Genomic DNA, 17,025 nt, shown 5'->3' with positions numbered 1-17,025 from the left:
AGCTAGACCAGTCACCGAGAGCACGAGTCGCGGAGGCCGCTGAATGGCGCTGAAGGTCGAATTGAAGCCAGGCGAGAAGCTGCTCGTCGGCAATTGCATCATAACCAACTCGGACCAGCGCACCCGCCTCTTCATCGAGGGTCGCGCCCCCATCTTGCGCGAAAAGGACATCCTGACGTCCGAAACCGCGAATACGCCCGCCAAGCGCATCTACCTGGCAGTGCAGCTGATGTATATCGATGAGGATCTCGAGGCGGCTAGAACATCCTACACCAATCTGTCCAGAGACTTTCTGGAAGCGGTTCCGTCAGCTGTCGACATCATTAACCAAATCAATAACGAGATATTAACTGGGGCCCTGTACAAAGCTCTGAAGGCCGCTCAACGGCTGACAGAATACGAACAGGAACTGCTTTCCCATGCACCAGCAAGGCGCTCAAGCCTACCAGCAGACGACCAAGATCGTTGAGTCGGCCCGGGAGCGTGAATCCGCGCTCCTGATGAAGGCAGCGGCAGGCCTGCAGCGGGTGAAGGACGAATGGGCGATCGGCACCGATCAGGAACTGCGAGCCGCGCTTACCTACAACCGCAAGATCTGGACCATCTTCATGGCCGCGGTGACCAAGGACGACAGCCCCCTTCCCACTGAAGTCCGCCAGAACGTGGCCAATCTGGGCATGTTTATTATGAACCAGACCCGCGAGATCCTGCTGGACCTCAATCCCCAGCCGCAGCAGCTCGATGTGCTGGTCCGTCTCAACCGTCAGATCGCAGCAGGCTTGCGCGGAAGCTGACCGGAAAGATCCCACAGCAAAACCCCCTCGACAATGTCGAGGGGGTTTTTGTTTGTACCGGTGATACGGGTCTTAGAGGAACTTGACCAGGCTCAGTTGGCTGATCATCGATGTGGCCTGGTAGCTGGCCTGCAGGCGGGTCTGAAGCGCCAGGATTTCCATGGCCACGTCTTCCTTGCTAACCGTCTCGACATCGCTGAGCAGGTTGTCCAGCTGCGCCTTGTAATTGACGTGGCGCTGGGACGCGGTGTCGAGCGAGATGTGGGCGACCGCCAGCTCCATGGTCAGAATTTCCACCGAGCCGCGCTCGGCATTGTGCGACTCCGACAACTGCGCCTGCTGCCGGATGGCCATGGCGTCGTACCGTCCATTGGCGGCACGACGATCCGCAACCACAGCGGCTTCGTAGGCGGCAAGGTCCGCGACGCGCTGCACCGGGTCGGCCACGGCCATTGCGGCGAGCCGCATGGGTTCACGCGAGGCGATAATGTTCTCCTCGGTGGGATAGGTCTCGACCGACAGGGAGGCCATCGTACGCACCAGGCGCAAGAGGCCCGATTCATTGCCCTGGATGCCGTAGGCAACGCGGGTCGCGTCGTCCACCTGCGCGGTCACGCTCTGGCGCGGGTTGCCCTCGGCCGTCATCGCGGCTTCGCTGGCCACCACGTTGAGGGCTTTGGCGAAATTGGCGGCGGTTTCCCCCACAGTGGCGCCAATCGTGAACTGGCCGGCGCCGGCCTTGCCCGTAACCGCCGTCAGTTCGAGGTCGCGCGTGGTGCCGTTGGGCTCGGTCAGGGTCATCCTCACGGTTTCCCCGGCGGCCGGATTGGCGGCAAAAGTTGCGGAAGCCGAGCTCGGATTTGCCGCGGTATAGCTTGTGGTAATGTTGGCCGTGCTGGGCGATATACTGCTGATCTGGAAGCCGTGGTTGGCAGAGACCGGTGCCGTCTCCGTCAAACGGACGCTGTTGGTGGCCGTATTGGTGCCGATGTTCAACCGGCCCAGGCCTTCGGCCGCCACCGCCGGCGACTGGCCCGTGTACCACATGATCGTATCGGTGGCGTCGGCGACGCGCAGCTGGGTCGCGTTGCCGAAGCCACCACCGCCATTCTGCACGCGCAATACTGGCTCGCCTGCCCCATTGAAGAAGTTGGCGGAGGCAGCGAAATTGGACGCCCCGGCGAGCTGCGTTTCGCCCAGCGACACCAGCTTGGCATTCAGCGCCGCCTGGAAGTTCGTGGCGGTCTCGCCGGAATCGGCGCCGATGATGAACTCGTCGCTGCCACCATGAGACTCCCCCGCCGTCGTCGCGCGCAGGGTGAGCTGTGTTTCGGTGCCATCGGGCAGCGTGAAGCCCATCGTGATGGTCTGCCCGGACTGGATCTGCTCGGCTGGAGCGGGCTGAAAGCTGACCGTGAGGGACTTGGCTGTCGGAGGCACCGTCGCCACCGGCGAGGTATACGTCACCGCCGATGGGGCCGCAGTGCTCGAAATGGTCGAGAGCTTGAAGCCGAACGGATGCAACCCGTCTTCGCCCAGCGTGACAACCGATGCGGTAGCTGGGCCGGGAACCGGCGGATCGCCCACGACCAGGCTGGAATCCAGGCGGCCCATGCCGTCATCGCCAAGATCGGCCGCCTTGCGCTCGTTTAGAACGGTCTTGAACCCGGCCTTGCCGCCCTGCCCGTCCAGCAACACATTGGTATCGGGCAGCGGCGCCCGGTCGGTGTTGGAGCCACCGAACAGGTAGCGGCCCGCCACGTCGGAATTGAGCAGCGTCACAAGCTCGTCCAGCCGCGCCCTGGACAGCCCCGGCAGCGTCGCCATGTTGATATTGTTGGTGCCGTACTGGCCCTGCACGGCCGCGCTGCGCCCTTCGGCTTCCATCGCGTCCAGTCGGGTCACGGTCTTGTCGAGAAAGCTCAAGCGCAGCTTGACCGTATCGATATTGGCCGAGAAGCCCTCGATCTTGCTCAGGCGCGAACGCACCGACAGCGACATGGGCAGGTCGCGCCCCATCTCGGACAGCTTGGATGCCTTCTCGCCAGTACCGAGCTGCATCTGCAGCGTAGCGAACCGGTCCTGCATCTTGGAGATGACGCCGAACCCGGTCTGCAGCGGGAACATGGACTTGTTGACGATCATTTTACGCTACTCCTCAAGTCGCCGCCAACAAGGCGTCGAGCAGTTCCTTGACGACGGAAACCACTCGCGCATTGGCGGCGTAGGCATTCTGCAGCTCCATCAGGCGGGCCATTTCCTCGTCGACATTGACGCCATACTCGCTCTCCATCTGGTCGACGATGGTGTCGAGCGTCAGCTGTCGGTCGTCGCGCTTGGTGATCGCCGCGTTGACCGTCGACCCCTGGAAGCCAACGATCTGCGAGATGATTTCGCTGAGATTTCCGGTGAGCTGGAAGCGGCCGGTATTGGCGGCCGGATTGCCGCCCGACACGAACTGCATCTTGCTGAGCTGATCGATGACGTAGTCGGCACGGTCCGAATCGCCGAGCGTGCCCCCAACTTCATACTGCACCAGCAGGCGGTTATCGGCGACTACGGCCGGGTTGATGGCGATGCGCGCCGCAAAACCCTGCATCTGCTGCGGGTCGGTGTCGAGGTTGTTGGTGAAGGCCTTGTTGCCCTGGTCAACGAACAGGTTGAAGCCCAGGCCGGCACCCTGCAATCCGGTTGAACTCGAGCGCGCCACCGCGGTGCGAATATCCGTCCGCCCGGCGGCGCCATCATCCAGGATGCGAAGGTTGCTGGCACCGGTGCTGGAAATGTCCAGGTTCGGCAGCTTGGCATCCAAGGCCGCCGCAGCGGCCGTTGCACCGGCGGAAAAATCGATGCCGATAACGCGCTGCCCCGTCGCGTCCACATAGTCGGAGGCTTCGGTGGTGTTGATGACGCGGACACGTTTCTCGACGCCATCTTCCGCATAGGTCAGCAGGACGTCGTTGCCAGGCGCCAGATTGGAAATATCGACATCGAGGCCGGTCGCCGCGCCACTGGTCGCGGCAACGCCGGCACTCTTGTTGGTGGAAAAGGCAAGAGCAAGACCTGCCGCGATCTGGTCGAGCTGCTCCTGGGCTTCGACGAGGGTGCGGTCGCGCAGGGTGACGAGCCCCCCAAGCTCCCCGCCCTGCAGCACACCCTGGGTCACCAGGTCGATGGTCAGGCCCGACGGCGTCGTCAGCGTCATCTTGCCGACCTTGGTCTGGGCCGGATCGGGATCGAAGATGGAATTGGGCGACAGGTTGCCGGCGCTCTCGAACTTGAAGGTCGATACGCCATTGTCGATAAGGCCGACGCCGGAGCGCGTCATCAGCGCCACGGTGCCGTCCGGCCGGTAATCGGCCCGGATGTCGATCAGTTCGGCCACCGACCCGACGAGTCGGTCGCGCTGGTCCAGCAGCGCCGCGCGGGCCGCATCGGTCATGCCCAGGTCGAGCATGCGGTTGTTCACCTCGGCCAGCGAGTTGAGCATGCCGTTGATGTTGTGGACGTTGGAAGCGATCTGCCCTTCCGTTTCCTGGCGCATGCCCTGGATGGTGCTGGACAGCCGGTTGAGGGTCTCGACCATGCTTTGCGCGGCCGAAACGGCCTGCGCGCGCGCATTGTAGTCATCGGGGCTGGTGGCGATGCCCTGGAGCGAATTCTGCAACTGGCCAAACACGGTGTCGAGCGCACCGGCGGTGCCGGGCTTGCCGAGGAAACCCTGCAGCCGGTCGAGATAGCTGGCGCTCACGCTGGAATTGGCGGTGTCCGAAACCTGGCGGTTGTAATAGGCCTGCAGGCTGGAATTGAAGGCGCGATTGGTGCCGACGGAGCGGGCGTAGCTGGCGTCCTGCGTGTTGTAGTCGACAATGTTGAGCGACTGCCGGTGGTAGCCCGGCGTGCCCGAATTGCCGATATTCCGGCTCAGGATGTCGATGGAATCCTGGTTGACCCGCAGACCGGACACAGCATTGGTGAGTGACGACGTCAGGCCCATCGAGGGAACTCCACACTGAGAAATCCGGTCCGGAACCTGGTCCCGGACCGCTACTGGTCAGCTCCGCCTTAGCGGATCATGTTGAGGGCTTCCTGCAGCATCTTGTCGGCTGCAGTGACGATGCGCGTACCGGCGGCATAGGCCTGCTGGGTCACGATCAGCTTGGTGAACTCGTCGGAAATGTCGGTATTGGAGGCCTCGAGTGCGCCGCCGATAACGCCGGAGCCGGAGAGGTCGAGAATGGCCTCGCCCGATTCGGAAGTCGTCGAGAACACACCGCCATCGAGGCGCTTGAGCTTGTTGATGGCGTTGAATTCGGCGGTCACCACCTGCGCCATGTCGATGCGCTCGCCATTGGAATAGGTCGCCACGACGCGTCCATTATCGTTGATTGCGACCGAAACGAACTCGCCGGCACCGTAGCCATTCTGGTTCAGCGTCGAAACGTTGACCGTGCCGTTTACGTCCGCGAACTGCGAGACGCCGTTGGTGTCGTGCTTGAGTTCCACATTGCCCAGGGCCACGCCGTTGACCGTCAAGTTGTTGATGGTGGCCGTCGGCACGCCGGGCGGCAACAGCGAGCCGTCGCCGGCAAAGGCATAGGTCTGCCCGACATTGGTCCACATCGGCGAGGTACCGGTCGCCTCGCTGTTGGACATGTAGAAGAGGTTCCAGGTGTCCACGCCGCCCGCAGCAGCGCTGTCCACCTTGGCCCAACGCAGCTGGACGTTGGCCGGTGCGCCGTTTTCGGCATAGACCGTGATGGCACCGCCAGCCACCGAGTTGGCCTTGAACTCTGCGTCCAGGTCCGCAGGGACCGTGGCGACCAAGGGGCGCGTCGGGGGGCTGGAAGCGCCAGGCGTCATGCCAAGCGCGGCCATGGTGCCGGCCGAACCAGCGACCGAGAAGGAGCCGTGGTAGTCCGAACCCAGGGTGATGCGCAGGTTGTTCGAGCCATCCAGGGCCACGGTGGCCGAACTGGCCGCAGGACCGCCGGCGGAGCGCAAGCCCGCCTGCATCGCCGCCAGGGCCTGGTTGATGGTAATGGCCGGGGCACTGTCCTTGATGTTGATGCCAATGTCGGAACCCGTATAGGCGCCGGCGTCACCATCGTAGAAGTCGAACTTCACGGCCGTGCCGTTCACCGTCACGGTGATCGATTCACCGGCCGTCATGACCGTATCGGCCTCGTTGCCGCCGGCCAGCACGACGGTACCGGTCTTGGCTGCGGTCGTCGAGCCGGGCGCATAGTCGTCGGCTTCCATCAGCTCGCTGTTGTAGATGGTGGGGTTGTAGCCGGTATTCTTGGGCAGCTGGGGCAGGTTGGCCTGGTAATTGACGCGCGTCGTAGCCTGGGCGGGCAGGAAGTTGTTGGAGAGCTTGATCACCTCGGGGACCGAGCCCGAGATATTGCCGGTCAGCGTGTCGATCGGCAGGCCCTTGAGGTAGTAGCCCGCGCCATTGACCAGCAGACCGTCCTTGTCGATCTCGAAATCGCCGCGGCGGGTGTAGAAGTTGGTGCCGGCAAACACAGCGTTGCCGTCCGACTGCCCGATCTTGGGCTCCACGACGAAGAAGCCATTCGAGTTGAGCGCGATGAACGTCTCGTCCGACACCGTCTTGATGTCGCCCTGCACGTTGTTGGTGCCGCGGGACTGGGCCAGCACGGCGCCCGGGACCTGGCGCGAGATCGGGGCATCGGGGATCAGGTCGAGAAAGTCGGTCTCGATACGCTTGTAACCCGTGGTCTGCGAGTTCGCGATATTGCCCGAAATGTTTTCCAAGGCATGCGCCTGGGCCCGCAGCCCGGTCACCGCACTGGAAAGAGCGCCGTAGATACCCATCTGATACTCCGTAAAACCCGTTTGCGCCGTCCGACGCTTTCGGCAGAAACAATGCAAGCAAGGTGCCAACTCGCCTTTCCCTTGATTCTGCTGGGTAATTTCTCGCCCATGGCGTCAAATTTGGCAGGCTCCCGGCAATTGAGTCCGAGCCGTCGGCAGAAATTGCCGCCTGCTTGTGAAGGCCGGGCGCTTGCAGTAATGCAGGGGCCTGAAATCCCGGGGCATTCCATGCTGTTCAGTAGTGCCGATGAGTTCGTGAAAGCGCCGCGCCGCGCCGTGACGGTGTTCGGCATGGCCGGCGTGGGCAAGACGCGCCTGAGCAACATGCTGCGTGCCAGCAAGTGGTTTCACTACTCGGCCGACTACCGCATCGGCACGCGCTACATGGGCGAGGCTATCGTCGACAATTTCAAGCGCGAAGCCATGAAGGTGCCGTTTCTGGCGCAGCTGTTGCGCTCGGACTCGATCTATATCTCGTCCAACATCACCTTCGACAATCTCGATCCGCTCTCGACCTATCTCGGCACGCCGGGCAACCCTGATAAGGGCGGCCTGCCGCTGGCCGAATACCAGCGCCGACAGGAGCAGCACCGTGTCGCCGAAGTCGCCGCCCTCCAGGACGTGCCGCACTTCATCGAGCGGGCCAAGGCGCTTTATGGCTATGACGATTTCATTGCCGATACCGGCGGTTCGTTGATCGAAGTCATCGACCCGCACAATCCTGACGATCCGGTGGTGAGGACGCTCGCAGCCTCGACTGCCCTGCTCTACATCCGCGGCACCGACAAGGATGCCACCGAACTGGTCCGCCGCTTCAAGCAGTCGCCCAAGCCGATGTATTACCGCCCACCTTTCCTGGTCGAGAAGTGGGCCGAGTACAAGCATATCAACGGCATCGTGGAGGATTGCGACGTCGATCCGCTGGGCTTTGGCGCCTGGGGCTTCGAGGCGTTGCTGCATGATCGCCTGCCCCGCTACCAGGCCCTGGCCGACAATTTCGGCTATGTCGTGGAAGCGTCGGACCTGGCGACCGTCCGCGACGGCGACGAATTCATCGATCTCATGGCGGCCGCCATCGAGCAGCGAATGCGCTAGCGCGCTTCCTTCGGGGAGACGCGCATCGCCTGAATCGCTTTTCGATCAAACTCGCTCAAGAGGCTGATATGCCTATCCGAATTCCCGACAACCTGCCCGCCCGCAAGACCCTGGAGGACGAGGGCGTTTATGTGATGGATTCCACGCGCGCCGCGCGGCAGGACATCCGTCCGCTCTCCATCGGCCTGCTCAATCTTATGCCCAACAAGGAGCGCACCGAGACGCAGTTCACCCGGCTGATCGGGGCAACGCCGCTGCAGGTGGAACTGACTCTGGTGCGCGTCACCGACCATCAGTCAAAAAACACGTCCGAGGACTATCTCAAGACCTTCTATCGCACCTGGGAAGAGATCCGCGGCGACAAGTTCGACGGTTTCATCGTCACCGGCGCTCCCATTGCCAACATGCCGTTCGAAGAGGTCCGGTACTGGAAGGAGATGGTGGAGATCATGGATTGGACGCAAACCAACGTCCACCACACCATGTTCATCTGCTGGGGCGCGCAGGCCGCCCTGCACCATTTCCACGGCGCACGGCGCTATCGCATGCCCACCAAGGCATTTGGCGTGTTCCGCCACCAGGTCGTCAACCCGCGCTCGCCCTTCCTGCGCGGGTTTTCGGACAGCCCGATGATCCCCGTATCGCGCTACAACGATATCGATCGGACGACTCTGGGCGCGGATCTGGAAGTGCTGATTGACAATCCCGAGATCGGCGTCTCGATGCTGGGCGATGAAAAGCACCGCGCCGTGCATTTTCTCAACCACCTCGAATATGACAATCGGTCGCTGGCCGACGAGTATGAGCGCGACGTCAAGGCCGGGCTCGACACCCCACCACCGGCCAATCTGTTCCCCAATGGCGACACCTCGGCGACGCCGGAAAACCGCTGGCGCAGCCACGCGCATTTGTTGTTCCAGAACTGGATCAACGAGATCTACCAGACTACGCCATACGACATCGCCCGGATCGGCACGGGCCAGGCCTGAGCGGGGACGGCTCAGCCGGGGCTGGTCAGGCCATAGAGCTGGATGGGCATCAGCCCCTCCAGCCATGCCGGATCGGCCCACAGGCCTGCCACGACCCAGCTCGCCAGGGCACTGACGAGCAGCATGGCCAAGGTAAGCCAGCGCATCCAGGGCCGGACACGCGTCGAACAAAGCCATCCCATGGCCGTGGCCATCATCGCGGCGGCGGGCGCCCAGGGCGCCAGCTGCCAATCAAAGAAGCTGTTGCCGATTGCCAGGTAAAGCGGCAGGGCCAGCGCGACAAAGGTCGTCAGCGGCTTGCGCCGCCGGTCGGGAATGGCGCCGTGAATGACCAGGATCGCGGCCACCGGCGCGGAGATTGCCGACAGAACGATCATTGCCGCGACTGGCCGCCGGATGGGGACGAAGTCCTCCGCGAAAGGCTGCAGGAGCAGGTCCGCGCTCAGCCCTGCCCGCGCCGCCATCGCCCATACGCCAGCAATGATGATCAACGTAGGCACGACCGCCACGAGCAACATTGCGGCAAACACCTGCGGCTTGCGCCGGGCCTCGGCCTCCCGCAGCGGCACGGCCAACACAAGAAGTGGCACCAGGACCATCAGGGGCGGCCCCGCCACCAGCAAAAGGGTAAGCGTGAGGCTGTAGTTGATGACGGCCTGCACATCCCCAACAGCCTCCAGCCTTCGCTGGGCCGGGATGAGCGCGGCCACCGCCAGCAGGAGCAGGAATTCTGCACTGGTCGTCGTGGTGGCGTAGATCAGGAAGGCATTGGCCGCGATCAGCGCCAAGGCCAGCGTCGCCTGGAGAGCCGGCCAGCCACTGACCAGCAGGAACCGATAGGTAAGAAGCGCACCAATGCAGGCCATCAGCACGTAAACCAGCAACAGCGCCGTCCCGGCGTCGACAAAGCCGAACCAACTGGCCACCCAGACGGCCAGTACACGCAGCAGGCTGCCGTGCTCCCAACCCGGCAACACCGTGGCGGCAGGATCGAGGTGACCGATCACCCCGTTGCCTGCCAGGTTACCGCCCAGGAACAGCAGGAACGCCGCAACCAGCAGCCCCGCGGGCAGCGCCAGGTCGCGGCGGGCCGGTACGGCGTGTGTCGCCCCGGCCTGGCTCATGCCGCATCCTCCATATCCGCCTTGGCAGCGGCCAGATTGGCCTGCGTCATGGCGGAGGTGCCATGCTCGGTCTTCTCCCAGTAGTGCGGATTGCTGATGAGTTGCTTCAGCGCCTTGTAGCCGGCGATCGAATGCAGCACCCAGTAGAACGGAAGGGTGGCCCCGACCAGGACCAGGTCGAAGTAGCGCCGCTTCAATGCTGCGACGATCCCGAAATAGATCAGGAACAGGTTGCCTACGACCAAGTTGAACACGGCCATCGTCCCGAATGGCTCGGGGAAGAGCCAACCGAATGGTTGCGTCTGAGTGACGAACACCATGAGCGTGATGGCCCAGAGGATCGGATTGAGCAGCACCGTGAAGGCGGGGGCGCCAATAAAGAAGTGAAAGGCAAAAAAGCCCACCGGACCAATGGATTTGTAGAGCTGCATCGGGTGCCGCATATGCACCAGCCAGGTCTGCATATAGCCCTTGATCCAGCGGCTGCGCTGCTTGATCCAGCTGGGCAGCACGCCATTGGCTTCTTCATAGGTGGTCGAGTTGATGACGCCAACCGTGTAGCCCTCCTGCGCCAGGCGAACACCCAGATCGGCGTCCTCCGTCACATTGTAGGGATCCCACCCGTTGACGCGGCGCAGGGCGGCGAGCTTGAAATGGTTGGACGTGCCGCCCAGCGGAATGGGCACCTTGAGCCTGTCCAGGCCAGGCAGCATGAAGTCGAACCACTGCGAGTATTCGAGCGTGAACATCTTGGTGAGCCAGTTCTCACCGCGATTGAAGTAGTTCAGCCGCCCCTGGACGCAGGCCAGGTTCGGCTCGGCCGTGCGGAAGGCCAGCACGGCCTTCTTGAGCTGGTCGGGCTCGGGCTGATCCTCGGCATCATAGATCGTCAGGAATTCGCCGCGACAGAACTGGAGGGCATAGTTGCACGCCTTGGGCTTGGTCTTGGGCTGGCTGGCCGGGACGCGGATAATTTCGAAATTGCCCGGCAGGTTGAGCGCCTTGGCCGCGTCGATGGTCTCAGCGTCGTCCTCTTCGAGCACCAGCTTCACTTCGACCTTGGATGCCGGATAGTCGAGGCCCTTCAGTGCCTTGGCGAGCAGCGGCAGCACGCGCGCTTCGCGATACATGGGCACCAGAACGGTATAGACCGGCAGGTCACGATCAACCAGGCTGGCAACCGCCTCGTCGGAAATGACCATGTCGGCGCTTCTGCTCGAACCGACCCAGGTGAGGAGGAACTTGAAGGCAAAGGTAAGCGTATAGAGCGCCGTCGCCGCTCCCATCAGCACGACCAGGGTTGGGATGGGCGCAAAGCCCAATGCCAGGACCAGCACGGCCAGGCCAAGGTAGATCGTCGTCTTTTGCGGGTCTGTGATGGTATATTTGGCGGAGTGCTCGGGCTTCCACTCGTAGAGCCCCTCGCGCGCCATGTGGCTATCGCGCTCACGGAACATCGCCTGCGTCTGCCACAGGATGTCGTAGGGCGAAGTGATGGCAAAGCCATGCGAGCGTCCGTAGCGATCCTCTGCCCAGCGCCGCACATCCTCGGAAATGTTGGTGACGGCGATGATCACCTTGCCGCCTTCGACCCGCCACGGCGTCAGGTTCTTCGCCGTATAGTCCGTGCGGTCATCGGGATCGACCAGCAGCGGATCGCTCGGTTCTTCGCGCAGGTTGACGAAGGGCAGGCCATAGACCGCGGCCAGCGCCTGGTAGTATTGCATGCGCCGCACATAGCCCTGGGCGATCAGCACATGGGCCAGCTCATGCCCCCATTCGGCGCTTGCACGGGTGGCATTGGCAAGGTCGACGAGGGAAAGGTTTCCCCTCTGCACCAGCAATTCGGCAACGGCAAGCTGCAGGGCATCGCCTGTCAGCGGCTCGTCCGCGGGTAGGGAGCCGTCGGCGGGATCATCTATGGCTAACGCGGTCTTCAGCATCAGCCGAGGTTAGCCGCGGGCTCATGAAGCTTTCCTCAACCGGAATGGAAAAAGCCGGAAGGCCGTGCTCACTCTGCGTTAATGATCGCTTCGGAGTACACGCCGTTCGGTGCATGCTTGAATGGCCTCGGCAAATCCCTATCTTGCGCGGGGAAAAGTGAGACCAGCGCGTGCCCCAGAATCCCACGACCATTGTCGACGAACTGGGCATTGCCCTCTCCAACTTCGCCGACGCCGCGACAGGCGCGTTCACCCCGACTTTGCGCCTGGGCGTGACCGGGCTCAGCCGGGCCGGCAAGACGATCTTCATCACGGCGCTGGTGCATAACCTGCTCGCCGGTGGCCGCCTGCCTGGTTTTGCGCCGCTGGCTGAGGGCCGGTTCATCGGCGCCCGGCTGGCCGAATATCCGGACGCCACCATTCCGCGTTTTGCCTATGAACAGCATCTGGAGGCGCTCTCCGGGAAGACGCCAACCTGGCCCGAGAGTACAAGGCGGGTCTCGCAGCTTCGCATCGTGCTGAAGTACCAATCGAAGAACTGGTATTCCGGGCTGCGTGGCCCTACCACGCTCAACCTCGACATCGTCGACTATCCTGGCGAATGGCTGCTGGACCTGCCCCTTCTCGGGCTCAGCTTTGCCGAGTGGAGCGCTGAAGCGCTGGAGCGGGCCAGACGGCCCGGATCGGGCAAGGAGGCGGGACCGTTCCTCAAGCTGCTCGATGACATTGATCCGAACAAGGACGCCAACGACCCAGACGCGGAACGGCTTGCAGCCGCCTTCACCGAATACCTGCGGAGGAGCCGCGAACACGGAGCGCTGTCGACACTGCCGCCGGGCCGTTTCCTGCTGCCGGGTGACCTGGAGGGGTCACCAGCACTGACTTTCGCACCCTTGCCACCCTCCCCCCGGGGTATGCGACATGGCAGCCTCCATGCCATGCTCGAAAATCGCTACGAAGCCTATAAGGACCGGGTGGTTCGGCCATTCTTCCGGGACCACTTTGCCCGGCTGGACCGGCAGATCGTGCTGGTGGACACGCTCCGCGCTCTCAATGCCGGGCCAGCCGCCGTGGCCGATCTTGAAACGGCGCTGACTGCCGTGCTTGGCTGCTTCCGCCAGGGTGAGACCAATCCCCTGCTCCGGCCATTCGTGCGCAAGATCGATCGCATCCTGTTCGCTGCCACCAAGGCCGACCACGTCCATCACACCAGCCACGACCGGCTCGAGGCCATTCTCAACCGCCTGGTCGCCAATGCAGGCAAGCGGGCGCGCTTTGCGGGTGCGGATGTCAAACCCATCGCGCTCGCCGGCATCCGCGCCACCCGCGAGGGCAGCATTGTCGAGGACGGCGAAACCCTGCCCACAATCATTGGAACGCCCATCGCGGGCGAACAACTCGATGGTGTCACCTACGACGGGAAGACCGAAATCGCCTTGTTTCCCGGTGACTTGCCGGAACGGCCGGATTCATTGTTCGAGGACGGCGCGCCCGTAAGCCTCAATTTCCTGCGCTTCACGCCGCCGCAAAAGCTCGACCGCAATGCCAATGGCGATGTGGTCCTGCCCCATATTCGCTTCGACCGGGCCCTGGACTACCTGCTGGGAGACTGGCTCGCATGAAACGCCCCGTTGCCCGCCCCACGGCGCCTGCCGCCGCCGAGCCCGATACCATCCGTGTGCCTCGCGCCTTCGCCCCTGCCAAGGTGGACATCGCCGAGCCCGAATTCGACATAGAAAACGACGAAACCCTGGTGGCGCCGCCTCCACGGCGCATGGGCTGGGTCGGGCGGCTGGCCTGGACCGCGGGCAGCATTCTGGTGTCCGCGGGGCTGGGCCTTGCGGCCGACCGGCTCATCCGCGATCTGTTCGCCGCCAATGAATGGCTGGGCTGGCTGGGGCTCGGCGTGCTGGCGGTCTTTGTCATGGCCATAGCCGGCCTGGCTGCCCGGGAAATTTTCGCCCTCCGCCGCCTCCGGGCGCTCGACGCGCTCAAGCGCGCAGCGGCCATGGCCACTGCCGACAACGACGCTGCCGAGGCTCGACGCGTGGTCGATGACCTGCTGGCCATCTATGCTGGCCGGCCCGATCTGGCCCGAGCCCGCCAGGCCGTGGCCGACAACCTGCCCCATCTGTTCGATGGCGATGCGACGGTCGAACTGGCCGAGCGCAGCCTCATGGCCCCGCTGGACGCCCGGGCCAAAGCCCTGACTGCCGCCTCCGCCCGACGCGTCGCTCTGGTGACGGCCGTGTCGCCGCGGGCATTGGTCGACGTGGCCTTCGTGATCTACGAGAGCATCCGCCTCGCGGGGGCTATTGCGGCCCTCTACGGCGCCCGCCCAGGCTTTTTCGGCTTCTGGCGCCTTGCCGGTGCGGTCCTGGCCCATCTCGCCGTCACTGGCGGGCTGGTGCTGACCGACGGCATCGTCGAGCAACTGGTTGGCCAGGGCCTGGCCGCCAAGCTCTCGGCGCGGCTCGGCGAAGGCGTCGTCAATGGCCTGATGACGGTGCGCGTAGGTATTGCCGCCATGCGGGTCGTCCGGCCCCTGCCCTTCGAGGCGCAGCCGCAGCCCATGGTCCGGGACTTCATCCCTGAACTCACCAAGGTAACCGGGGACGCCGTCCGCTAGCTGGTTATTCGGCTGCCCACATCTGCTGCTTTGGCGCAACCCGTCCCTTGCGGGCCGGTAGAGCTTCCGGATTGCTCGCGAAATAGCGAGCGCGCGCTTCGAGCACCTTGGGCCTGTTGTCGACGGCCCACTTGCCGAGCAGATCGAGCGGCTTCTGCAGGTCATAGCCGAGTTCGGTCAACTCATAATCCACCCGCGGCGGGATCGACGGCGTAACCGACCGGGTGACGAAACCATCCATTTCCAGATCCCGCAGCGTCGCGGTCAGCACCTTCTGGCTGATGCCGCCGACCATGCGCTTGATCTCGGAGAACCGCATCGGACCGTTGCTGAGCATGTTGATGATCAGCACCGTCCACTTGCCCCCGATCTGGTTCAAAATCTCCCCTACGGGCCGGCAGTCGTGGTGCAATTCAAGATCGACAGGTTTCATTTTTGTGCCTCGCGTATCGAAAAAGTGCTGTCTTGCGGCGCTTTTTGCAGTCACTCATATAGCGTCAGTTACCAACAGAAACCATAGGTTCTGACATGAAAAACGTACTCGTCCTGGTCGGCAGCTTGAGCCAGGCATCGATCAACCGGAGCCTTGCCAAGGCCATCGAAAACCTCGCCGACACGCAGTTGCATTTCAACTACTTCGATCTCGCCGGCCTGCCCCACTACAACAATGACCTCTGGGACAACCCGCCCGGCGCCGTGACGGATCTCAAGCATCGCGTCGAAGCGGCCGATGCCGTCTTGATCGTCACGCCCGAGATCAATCGCTCCTATCCCGCCATCATCAAGAACGCGCTGGATTGGGCGTCTCGCCCCTACGGCCAGAATTCCTGGGCAGGCAAGCCGCTCGCCATTGCCGGCGCCAGCCCTGGTGCAATCGGCACAGCCGCGGGCCAGAACCATCTGCGGACAACGCTGCCAGTCTATGGCTTCGTGGTTATGGGGCAGCCGGAGGTCTACTTCCAGTTCAAGGCCGGACTGATCGATGAGCGGTTCGAGGTGACCGACGAGCAGTCGCGTGGCTTCCTGCAGAACTTCGTCGACAAATTTGTCGAGTGGATCGACCACCACGGCGAGGATCGCGCGCTGCGTGTCGCGGCCGAGTAGGCCGCGAGCAGGGACTGAGCGCCGGCTCAGTCCTTGGCGGCGCTTGGCGCCAGTGTCAGCTTGAGACCATCGAGCGCATCGCTGCACAGGATCTGGCAGCTCAGCCGGGAGTTGGAGCGGACGTCGCCGACACTGTCGAGCATGTCCTCTTCCTCGTCGCTGGGCGCGCCGACCGCGTCCAGCCAATCCGGGTCTACATACACATGGCAAGTGGCGCAGCTCAATGCGCCGCCGCACTCAGCCTTGATGTTGAGGCCCCAGTCCCGGATGACCTCCATCACGCGCCAGCCCTCGAGCCCTTCGAGCTCGTGCTTTTCGCCGGCCTGGTCGGTGACATGGATGATCATGGGCGCGTCCTCAACAACGGGGCGTCCATACCCCGCACGAGCCCTTCTCGCAAGGGAAGAGCCCTCGAACCTTCGACTTAGGCGACGCCCAGCTTTTTCTGCAGCTTGGTCGAGCTGGTCGTGTACTGGAACACCACGCGCTCGCCCGGCGAGACGATGGCCTTGGCAGCCTGCGCCATAAGGGCGGCTTCGTGGAAGCCGCTAAGGATCAGCTTGAGCTTGCCGGGATACCAATTGATGTCGCCGATGGCGAAGATGCCGGGAACGGAAGTCTCGAACTTCTCGGTATCGACCACGATTGTGTTGTCGTTGAGCTCCAGCCCCCAGTCGGCCACGGGACCGAGCTTCATGGTGAGGCCGAAGAACGGTAGCAGGCGCGTTGCGGGGATCGACAGGTCACCGGCATCGGTGGTCAGGTGAACGTGGTCGATCTGCCCGTCCTTGCCATCGAGCTTGGCCACCTGGCCGAGCTGGAAGTTGACCTTACCCTCTGCCACCAGTTCCTTCATCTTGTTGACCGAGGCCGGGGCCGCCTTGAATGCGTCGCGCCGGTGCACCAGCGTCAGGGTGCGGACGATGGGCTGCAGGTTCAGCGTCCAGTCGAGCGCGGAGTCACCGCCGCCGACAATGACCACGTCCTGGCCACGGAAATCATCCATCTTCCGAACGGAATAGAAGACCGACTTGTTCTCGAACGCTTCGATGCCATCGACAGGTGGGCGCTTGGGCTGGAACGAGCCGCCACCAGCCGCGATGACCACGACCTTGGTGTGGAAAATCTCGTCGGCATCGGTCGCCAGCTTGAATGTGCCGTCTTCCTGCTTCTCGATCGTATTGATCATGCGGTTGAAGTGGAATTCCGGCGAGAACGGCGCGATCTGGGCCATCAGGTTGTCGGTCAGCTGCTGGCCGGTCACGACCGGAAAGCCGGGAATGTCGTAGATCGGCTTTTCCGGGTAGAGCTCGGCGCACTGACCGCCGGGGCGATCCAGGATATCGATGAAATGGCATTTGATATCGAGCAGCCCCAGTTCGAAGGCTGCAAACAGCCCGCAGGGACCCGCGCCGATGACGACGACATCGGTGGTGATTTCAGTGCTCATTTCGTCTCAAGTCCGTTTTCGCCGGGGTTTCGGGACCCCGGGTTAATATGATTGAC

At 63.2% G+C, this 17,025-nt stretch carries 15 protein-coding genes; 7 read left to right on the top strand and 8 right to left on the bottom strand.

Features of this window, described 5'->3' with window-relative positions; translation table 11 throughout:
• Nucleotides 1-43 precede the first annotated feature (43 nt).
• Together flbT and flaF are read left to right on the top strand one after the other, a co-directional pair.
• Nucleotides 44-469, top strand: coding sequence for a flagellar biosynthesis repressor FlbT (flbT, locus tag JI749_RS09655; protein ID WP_201652734.1), 426 nt, complete (start codon nt 44-46; stop codon nt 467-469).
• Nucleotides 420-794, top strand: coding sequence for a flagellar biosynthesis regulator FlaF (gene flaF, locus JI749_RS09650; protein WP_201652731.1), 375 nt, complete (start codon nt 420-422; stop codon nt 792-794). Before flbT ends, flaF begins: the two co-directional genes overlap by 50 nt.
• A gap of 72 nt (nt 795-866) precedes the next feature.
• Here the strand turns inward: flaF and JI749_RS09645 are convergent, their stop codons facing one another.
• The 3 genes from JI749_RS09645 to JI749_RS09635 all read right to left on the bottom strand — a co-directional run bounded on the left by JI749_RS09645 (nt 867) and on the right by JI749_RS09635 (nt 6,635).
• The gene (locus JI749_RS09645; protein WP_201652728.1) at nt 867-2,939 is read right to left on the bottom strand and encodes a hypothetical protein; all 2,073 of its coding nucleotides are present in this window, start codon (nt 2,937-2,939) and stop codon (nt 867-869) included.
• A 13-nt stretch (nt 2,940-2,952) separates the two neighbouring features.
• A complete protein-coding gene (gene flgK / locus JI749_RS09640; protein WP_201652725.1) occupies nt 2,953-4,791 on the bottom strand; it encodes a flagellar hook-associated protein FlgK in 1,839 nt (612 codons plus the stop codon).
• Between the two features lie 68 nt (nt 4,792-4,859).
• Nucleotides 4,860-6,635, bottom strand: a complete 1,776-nt coding sequence (locus JI749_RS09635; RefSeq protein ID WP_201652722.1) for a flagellar hook protein FlgE — start codon at nt 6,633-6,635, stop codon at nt 4,860-4,862.
• A 228-nt stretch (nt 6,636-6,863) separates the two neighbouring features.
• On the opposite strand from JI749_RS09635, the gene JI749_RS09630 reads away from it, so the two are divergent.
• Both JI749_RS09630 and JI749_RS09625 read left to right on the top strand, forming a co-directional pair.
• Nucleotides 6,864-7,730 carry an ATPase gene (locus tag JI749_RS09630; protein WP_201652719.1) on the top strand — a complete coding sequence of 289 codons (867 nt, stop codon included), beginning with the start codon at nt 6,864-6,866 and terminating at the stop codon, nt 7,728-7,730.
• Nucleotides 7,731-7,798: 68 nt separating this feature from the next.
• On the top strand, nt 7,799-8,719 hold the full coding sequence (locus JI749_RS09625; RefSeq protein WP_201652715.1) for a homoserine O-succinyltransferase: 921 nt from the start codon (nt 7,799-7,801) through the stop codon (nt 8,717-8,719).
• Between the two features lie 11 nt (nt 8,720-8,730).
• On the opposite strand, the gene JI749_RS09620 is transcribed toward JI749_RS09625, so the two are convergent.
• The gene (locus JI749_RS09620; RefSeq protein ID WP_201652712.1) at nt 8,731-9,843 is read right to left on the bottom strand and encodes a hypothetical protein; all 1,113 of its coding nucleotides are present in this window, start codon (nt 9,841-9,843) and stop codon (nt 8,731-8,733) included.
• Nucleotides 9,840-11,786, bottom strand: coding sequence for a glycosyltransferase family 2 protein (locus JI749_RS09615; RefSeq protein WP_201652709.1), 1,947 nt, complete (start codon nt 11,784-11,786; stop codon nt 9,840-9,842). The genes JI749_RS09620 and JI749_RS09615 overlap by 4 nt, the downstream gene beginning before the upstream one ends.
• A 170-nt stretch (nt 11,787-11,956) precedes the next feature.
• Here JI749_RS09615 and JI749_RS09610 point away from each other — a divergent pair, with 170 nt between their 5' ends.
• Complete coding sequence (locus JI749_RS09610) at nt 11,957-13,408, top strand: YcjX family GTP-binding protein (protein ID WP_201652706.1); 1,452 nt, start codon at nt 11,957-11,959, stop codon at nt 13,406-13,408.
• A complete protein-coding gene (locus JI749_RS09605) occupies nt 13,405-14,415 on the top strand; it encodes a YcjF family protein (RefSeq protein WP_201652703.1) in 1,011 nt (336 codons plus the stop codon). Before JI749_RS09610 ends, JI749_RS09605 begins: the two co-directional genes overlap by 4 nt.
• 4 nt (nt 14,416-14,419) lie before the next feature.
• On the opposite strand, the gene JI749_RS09600 is transcribed toward JI749_RS09605, so the two are convergent.
• Entirely contained in the window at nt 14,420-14,848 is a 429-nt protein-coding gene (locus JI749_RS09600) for a winged helix-turn-helix transcriptional regulator (RefSeq protein WP_201652700.1), read from the bottom strand.
• A gap of 95 nt (nt 14,849-14,943) precedes the next feature.
• Between JI749_RS09600 and JI749_RS09595 the strand changes: the two genes are divergently transcribed.
• Entirely contained in the window at nt 14,944-15,519 is a 576-nt protein-coding gene (locus tag JI749_RS09595) for an NADPH-dependent FMN reductase (RefSeq protein WP_201652697.1), read from the top strand.
• 26 nt (nt 15,520-15,545) lie between these two features.
• On the opposite strand, the gene JI749_RS09590 is transcribed toward JI749_RS09595, so the two are convergent.
• Together JI749_RS09590 and JI749_RS09585 are read right to left on the bottom strand one after the other, a co-directional pair.
• Nucleotides 15,546-15,866 carry a 2Fe-2S iron-sulfur cluster-binding protein gene (locus JI749_RS09590; protein ID WP_201652694.1) on the bottom strand — a complete coding sequence of 107 codons (321 nt, stop codon included), beginning with the start codon at nt 15,864-15,866 and terminating at the stop codon, nt 15,546-15,548.
• Between the two features lie 77 nt (nt 15,867-15,943).
• Complete coding sequence (locus JI749_RS09585; RefSeq protein WP_201652691.1) at nt 15,944-16,969, bottom strand: NAD(P)/FAD-dependent oxidoreductase; 1,026 nt, start codon at nt 16,967-16,969, stop codon at nt 15,944-15,946.
• Nucleotides 16,970-17,025: the final 56 nt, after the last annotated feature.

Source organism: Devosia oryziradicis (genome assembly GCF_016698645.1).
Taxonomy (GTDB): domain Bacteria; phylum Pseudomonadota; class Alphaproteobacteria; order Rhizobiales; family Devosiaceae; genus Devosia; species Devosia oryziradicis.
The sequence above is the reverse complement of the archived record's forward strand: the minus strand, read 5'-3'. Positions and strand labels throughout refer to the sequence as shown.

Bases quoted from the DNA above. Each gene is read 5' to 3' on its own strand.
- flbT (WP_201652734.1), top strand. From the start codon at position 44: ATGGCGCTGAAGGTCGAATTGAAGCCAGGCGAGAAGCTGCTCGTCGGC.
- flaF (WP_201652731.1), top strand. From the start codon at position 420: ATGCACCAGCAAGGCGCTCAAGCCTACCAGCAGACGACCAAGATCGTT.
- JI749_RS09645 (WP_201652728.1), bottom strand. From the start codon at position 2,939: ATGATCGTCAACAAGTCCATGTTCCCGCTGCAGACCGGGTTCGGCGTC.
- flgK (WP_201652725.1), bottom strand. From the start codon at position 4,791: ATGGGCCTGACGTCGTCACTCACCAATGCTGTGTCCGGTCTGCGGGTC.
- JI749_RS09635 (WP_201652722.1), bottom strand. From the start codon at position 6,635: ATGGGTATCTACGGCGCTCTTTCCAGTGCGGTGACCGGGCTGCGGGCC.
- JI749_RS09630 (WP_201652719.1), top strand. From the start codon at position 6,864: ATGCTGTTCAGTAGTGCCGATGAGTTCGTGAAAGCGCCGCGCCGCGCC.
- JI749_RS09625 (WP_201652715.1), top strand. From the start codon at position 7,799: ATGCCTATCCGAATTCCCGACAACCTGCCCGCCCGCAAGACCCTGGAG.
- JI749_RS09620 (WP_201652712.1), bottom strand. From the start codon at position 9,843: ATGAGCCAGGCCGGGGCGACACACGCCGTACCGGCCCGCCGCGACCTG.
- JI749_RS09615 (WP_201652709.1), bottom strand. From the start codon at position 11,786: ATGCTGAAGACCGCGTTAGCCATAGATGATCCCGCCGACGGCTCCCTA.
- JI749_RS09605 (WP_201652703.1), top strand. From the start codon at position 13,405: ATGAAACGCCCCGTTGCCCGCCCCACGGCGCCTGCCGCCGCCGAGCCC.
- JI749_RS09600 (WP_201652700.1), bottom strand. From the start codon at position 14,848: ATGAAACCTGTCGATCTTGAATTGCACCACGACTGCCGGCCCGTAGGG.
- JI749_RS09595 (WP_201652697.1), top strand. From the start codon at position 14,944: ATGAAAAACGTACTCGTCCTGGTCGGCAGCTTGAGCCAGGCATCGATC.
- JI749_RS09590 (WP_201652694.1), bottom strand. From the start codon at position 15,866: ATGATCATCCATGTCACCGACCAGGCCGGCGAAAAGCACGAGCTCGAA.
- JI749_RS09585 (WP_201652691.1), bottom strand. From the start codon at position 16,969: ATGAGCACTGAAATCACCACCGATGTCGTCGTCATCGGCGCGGGTCCC.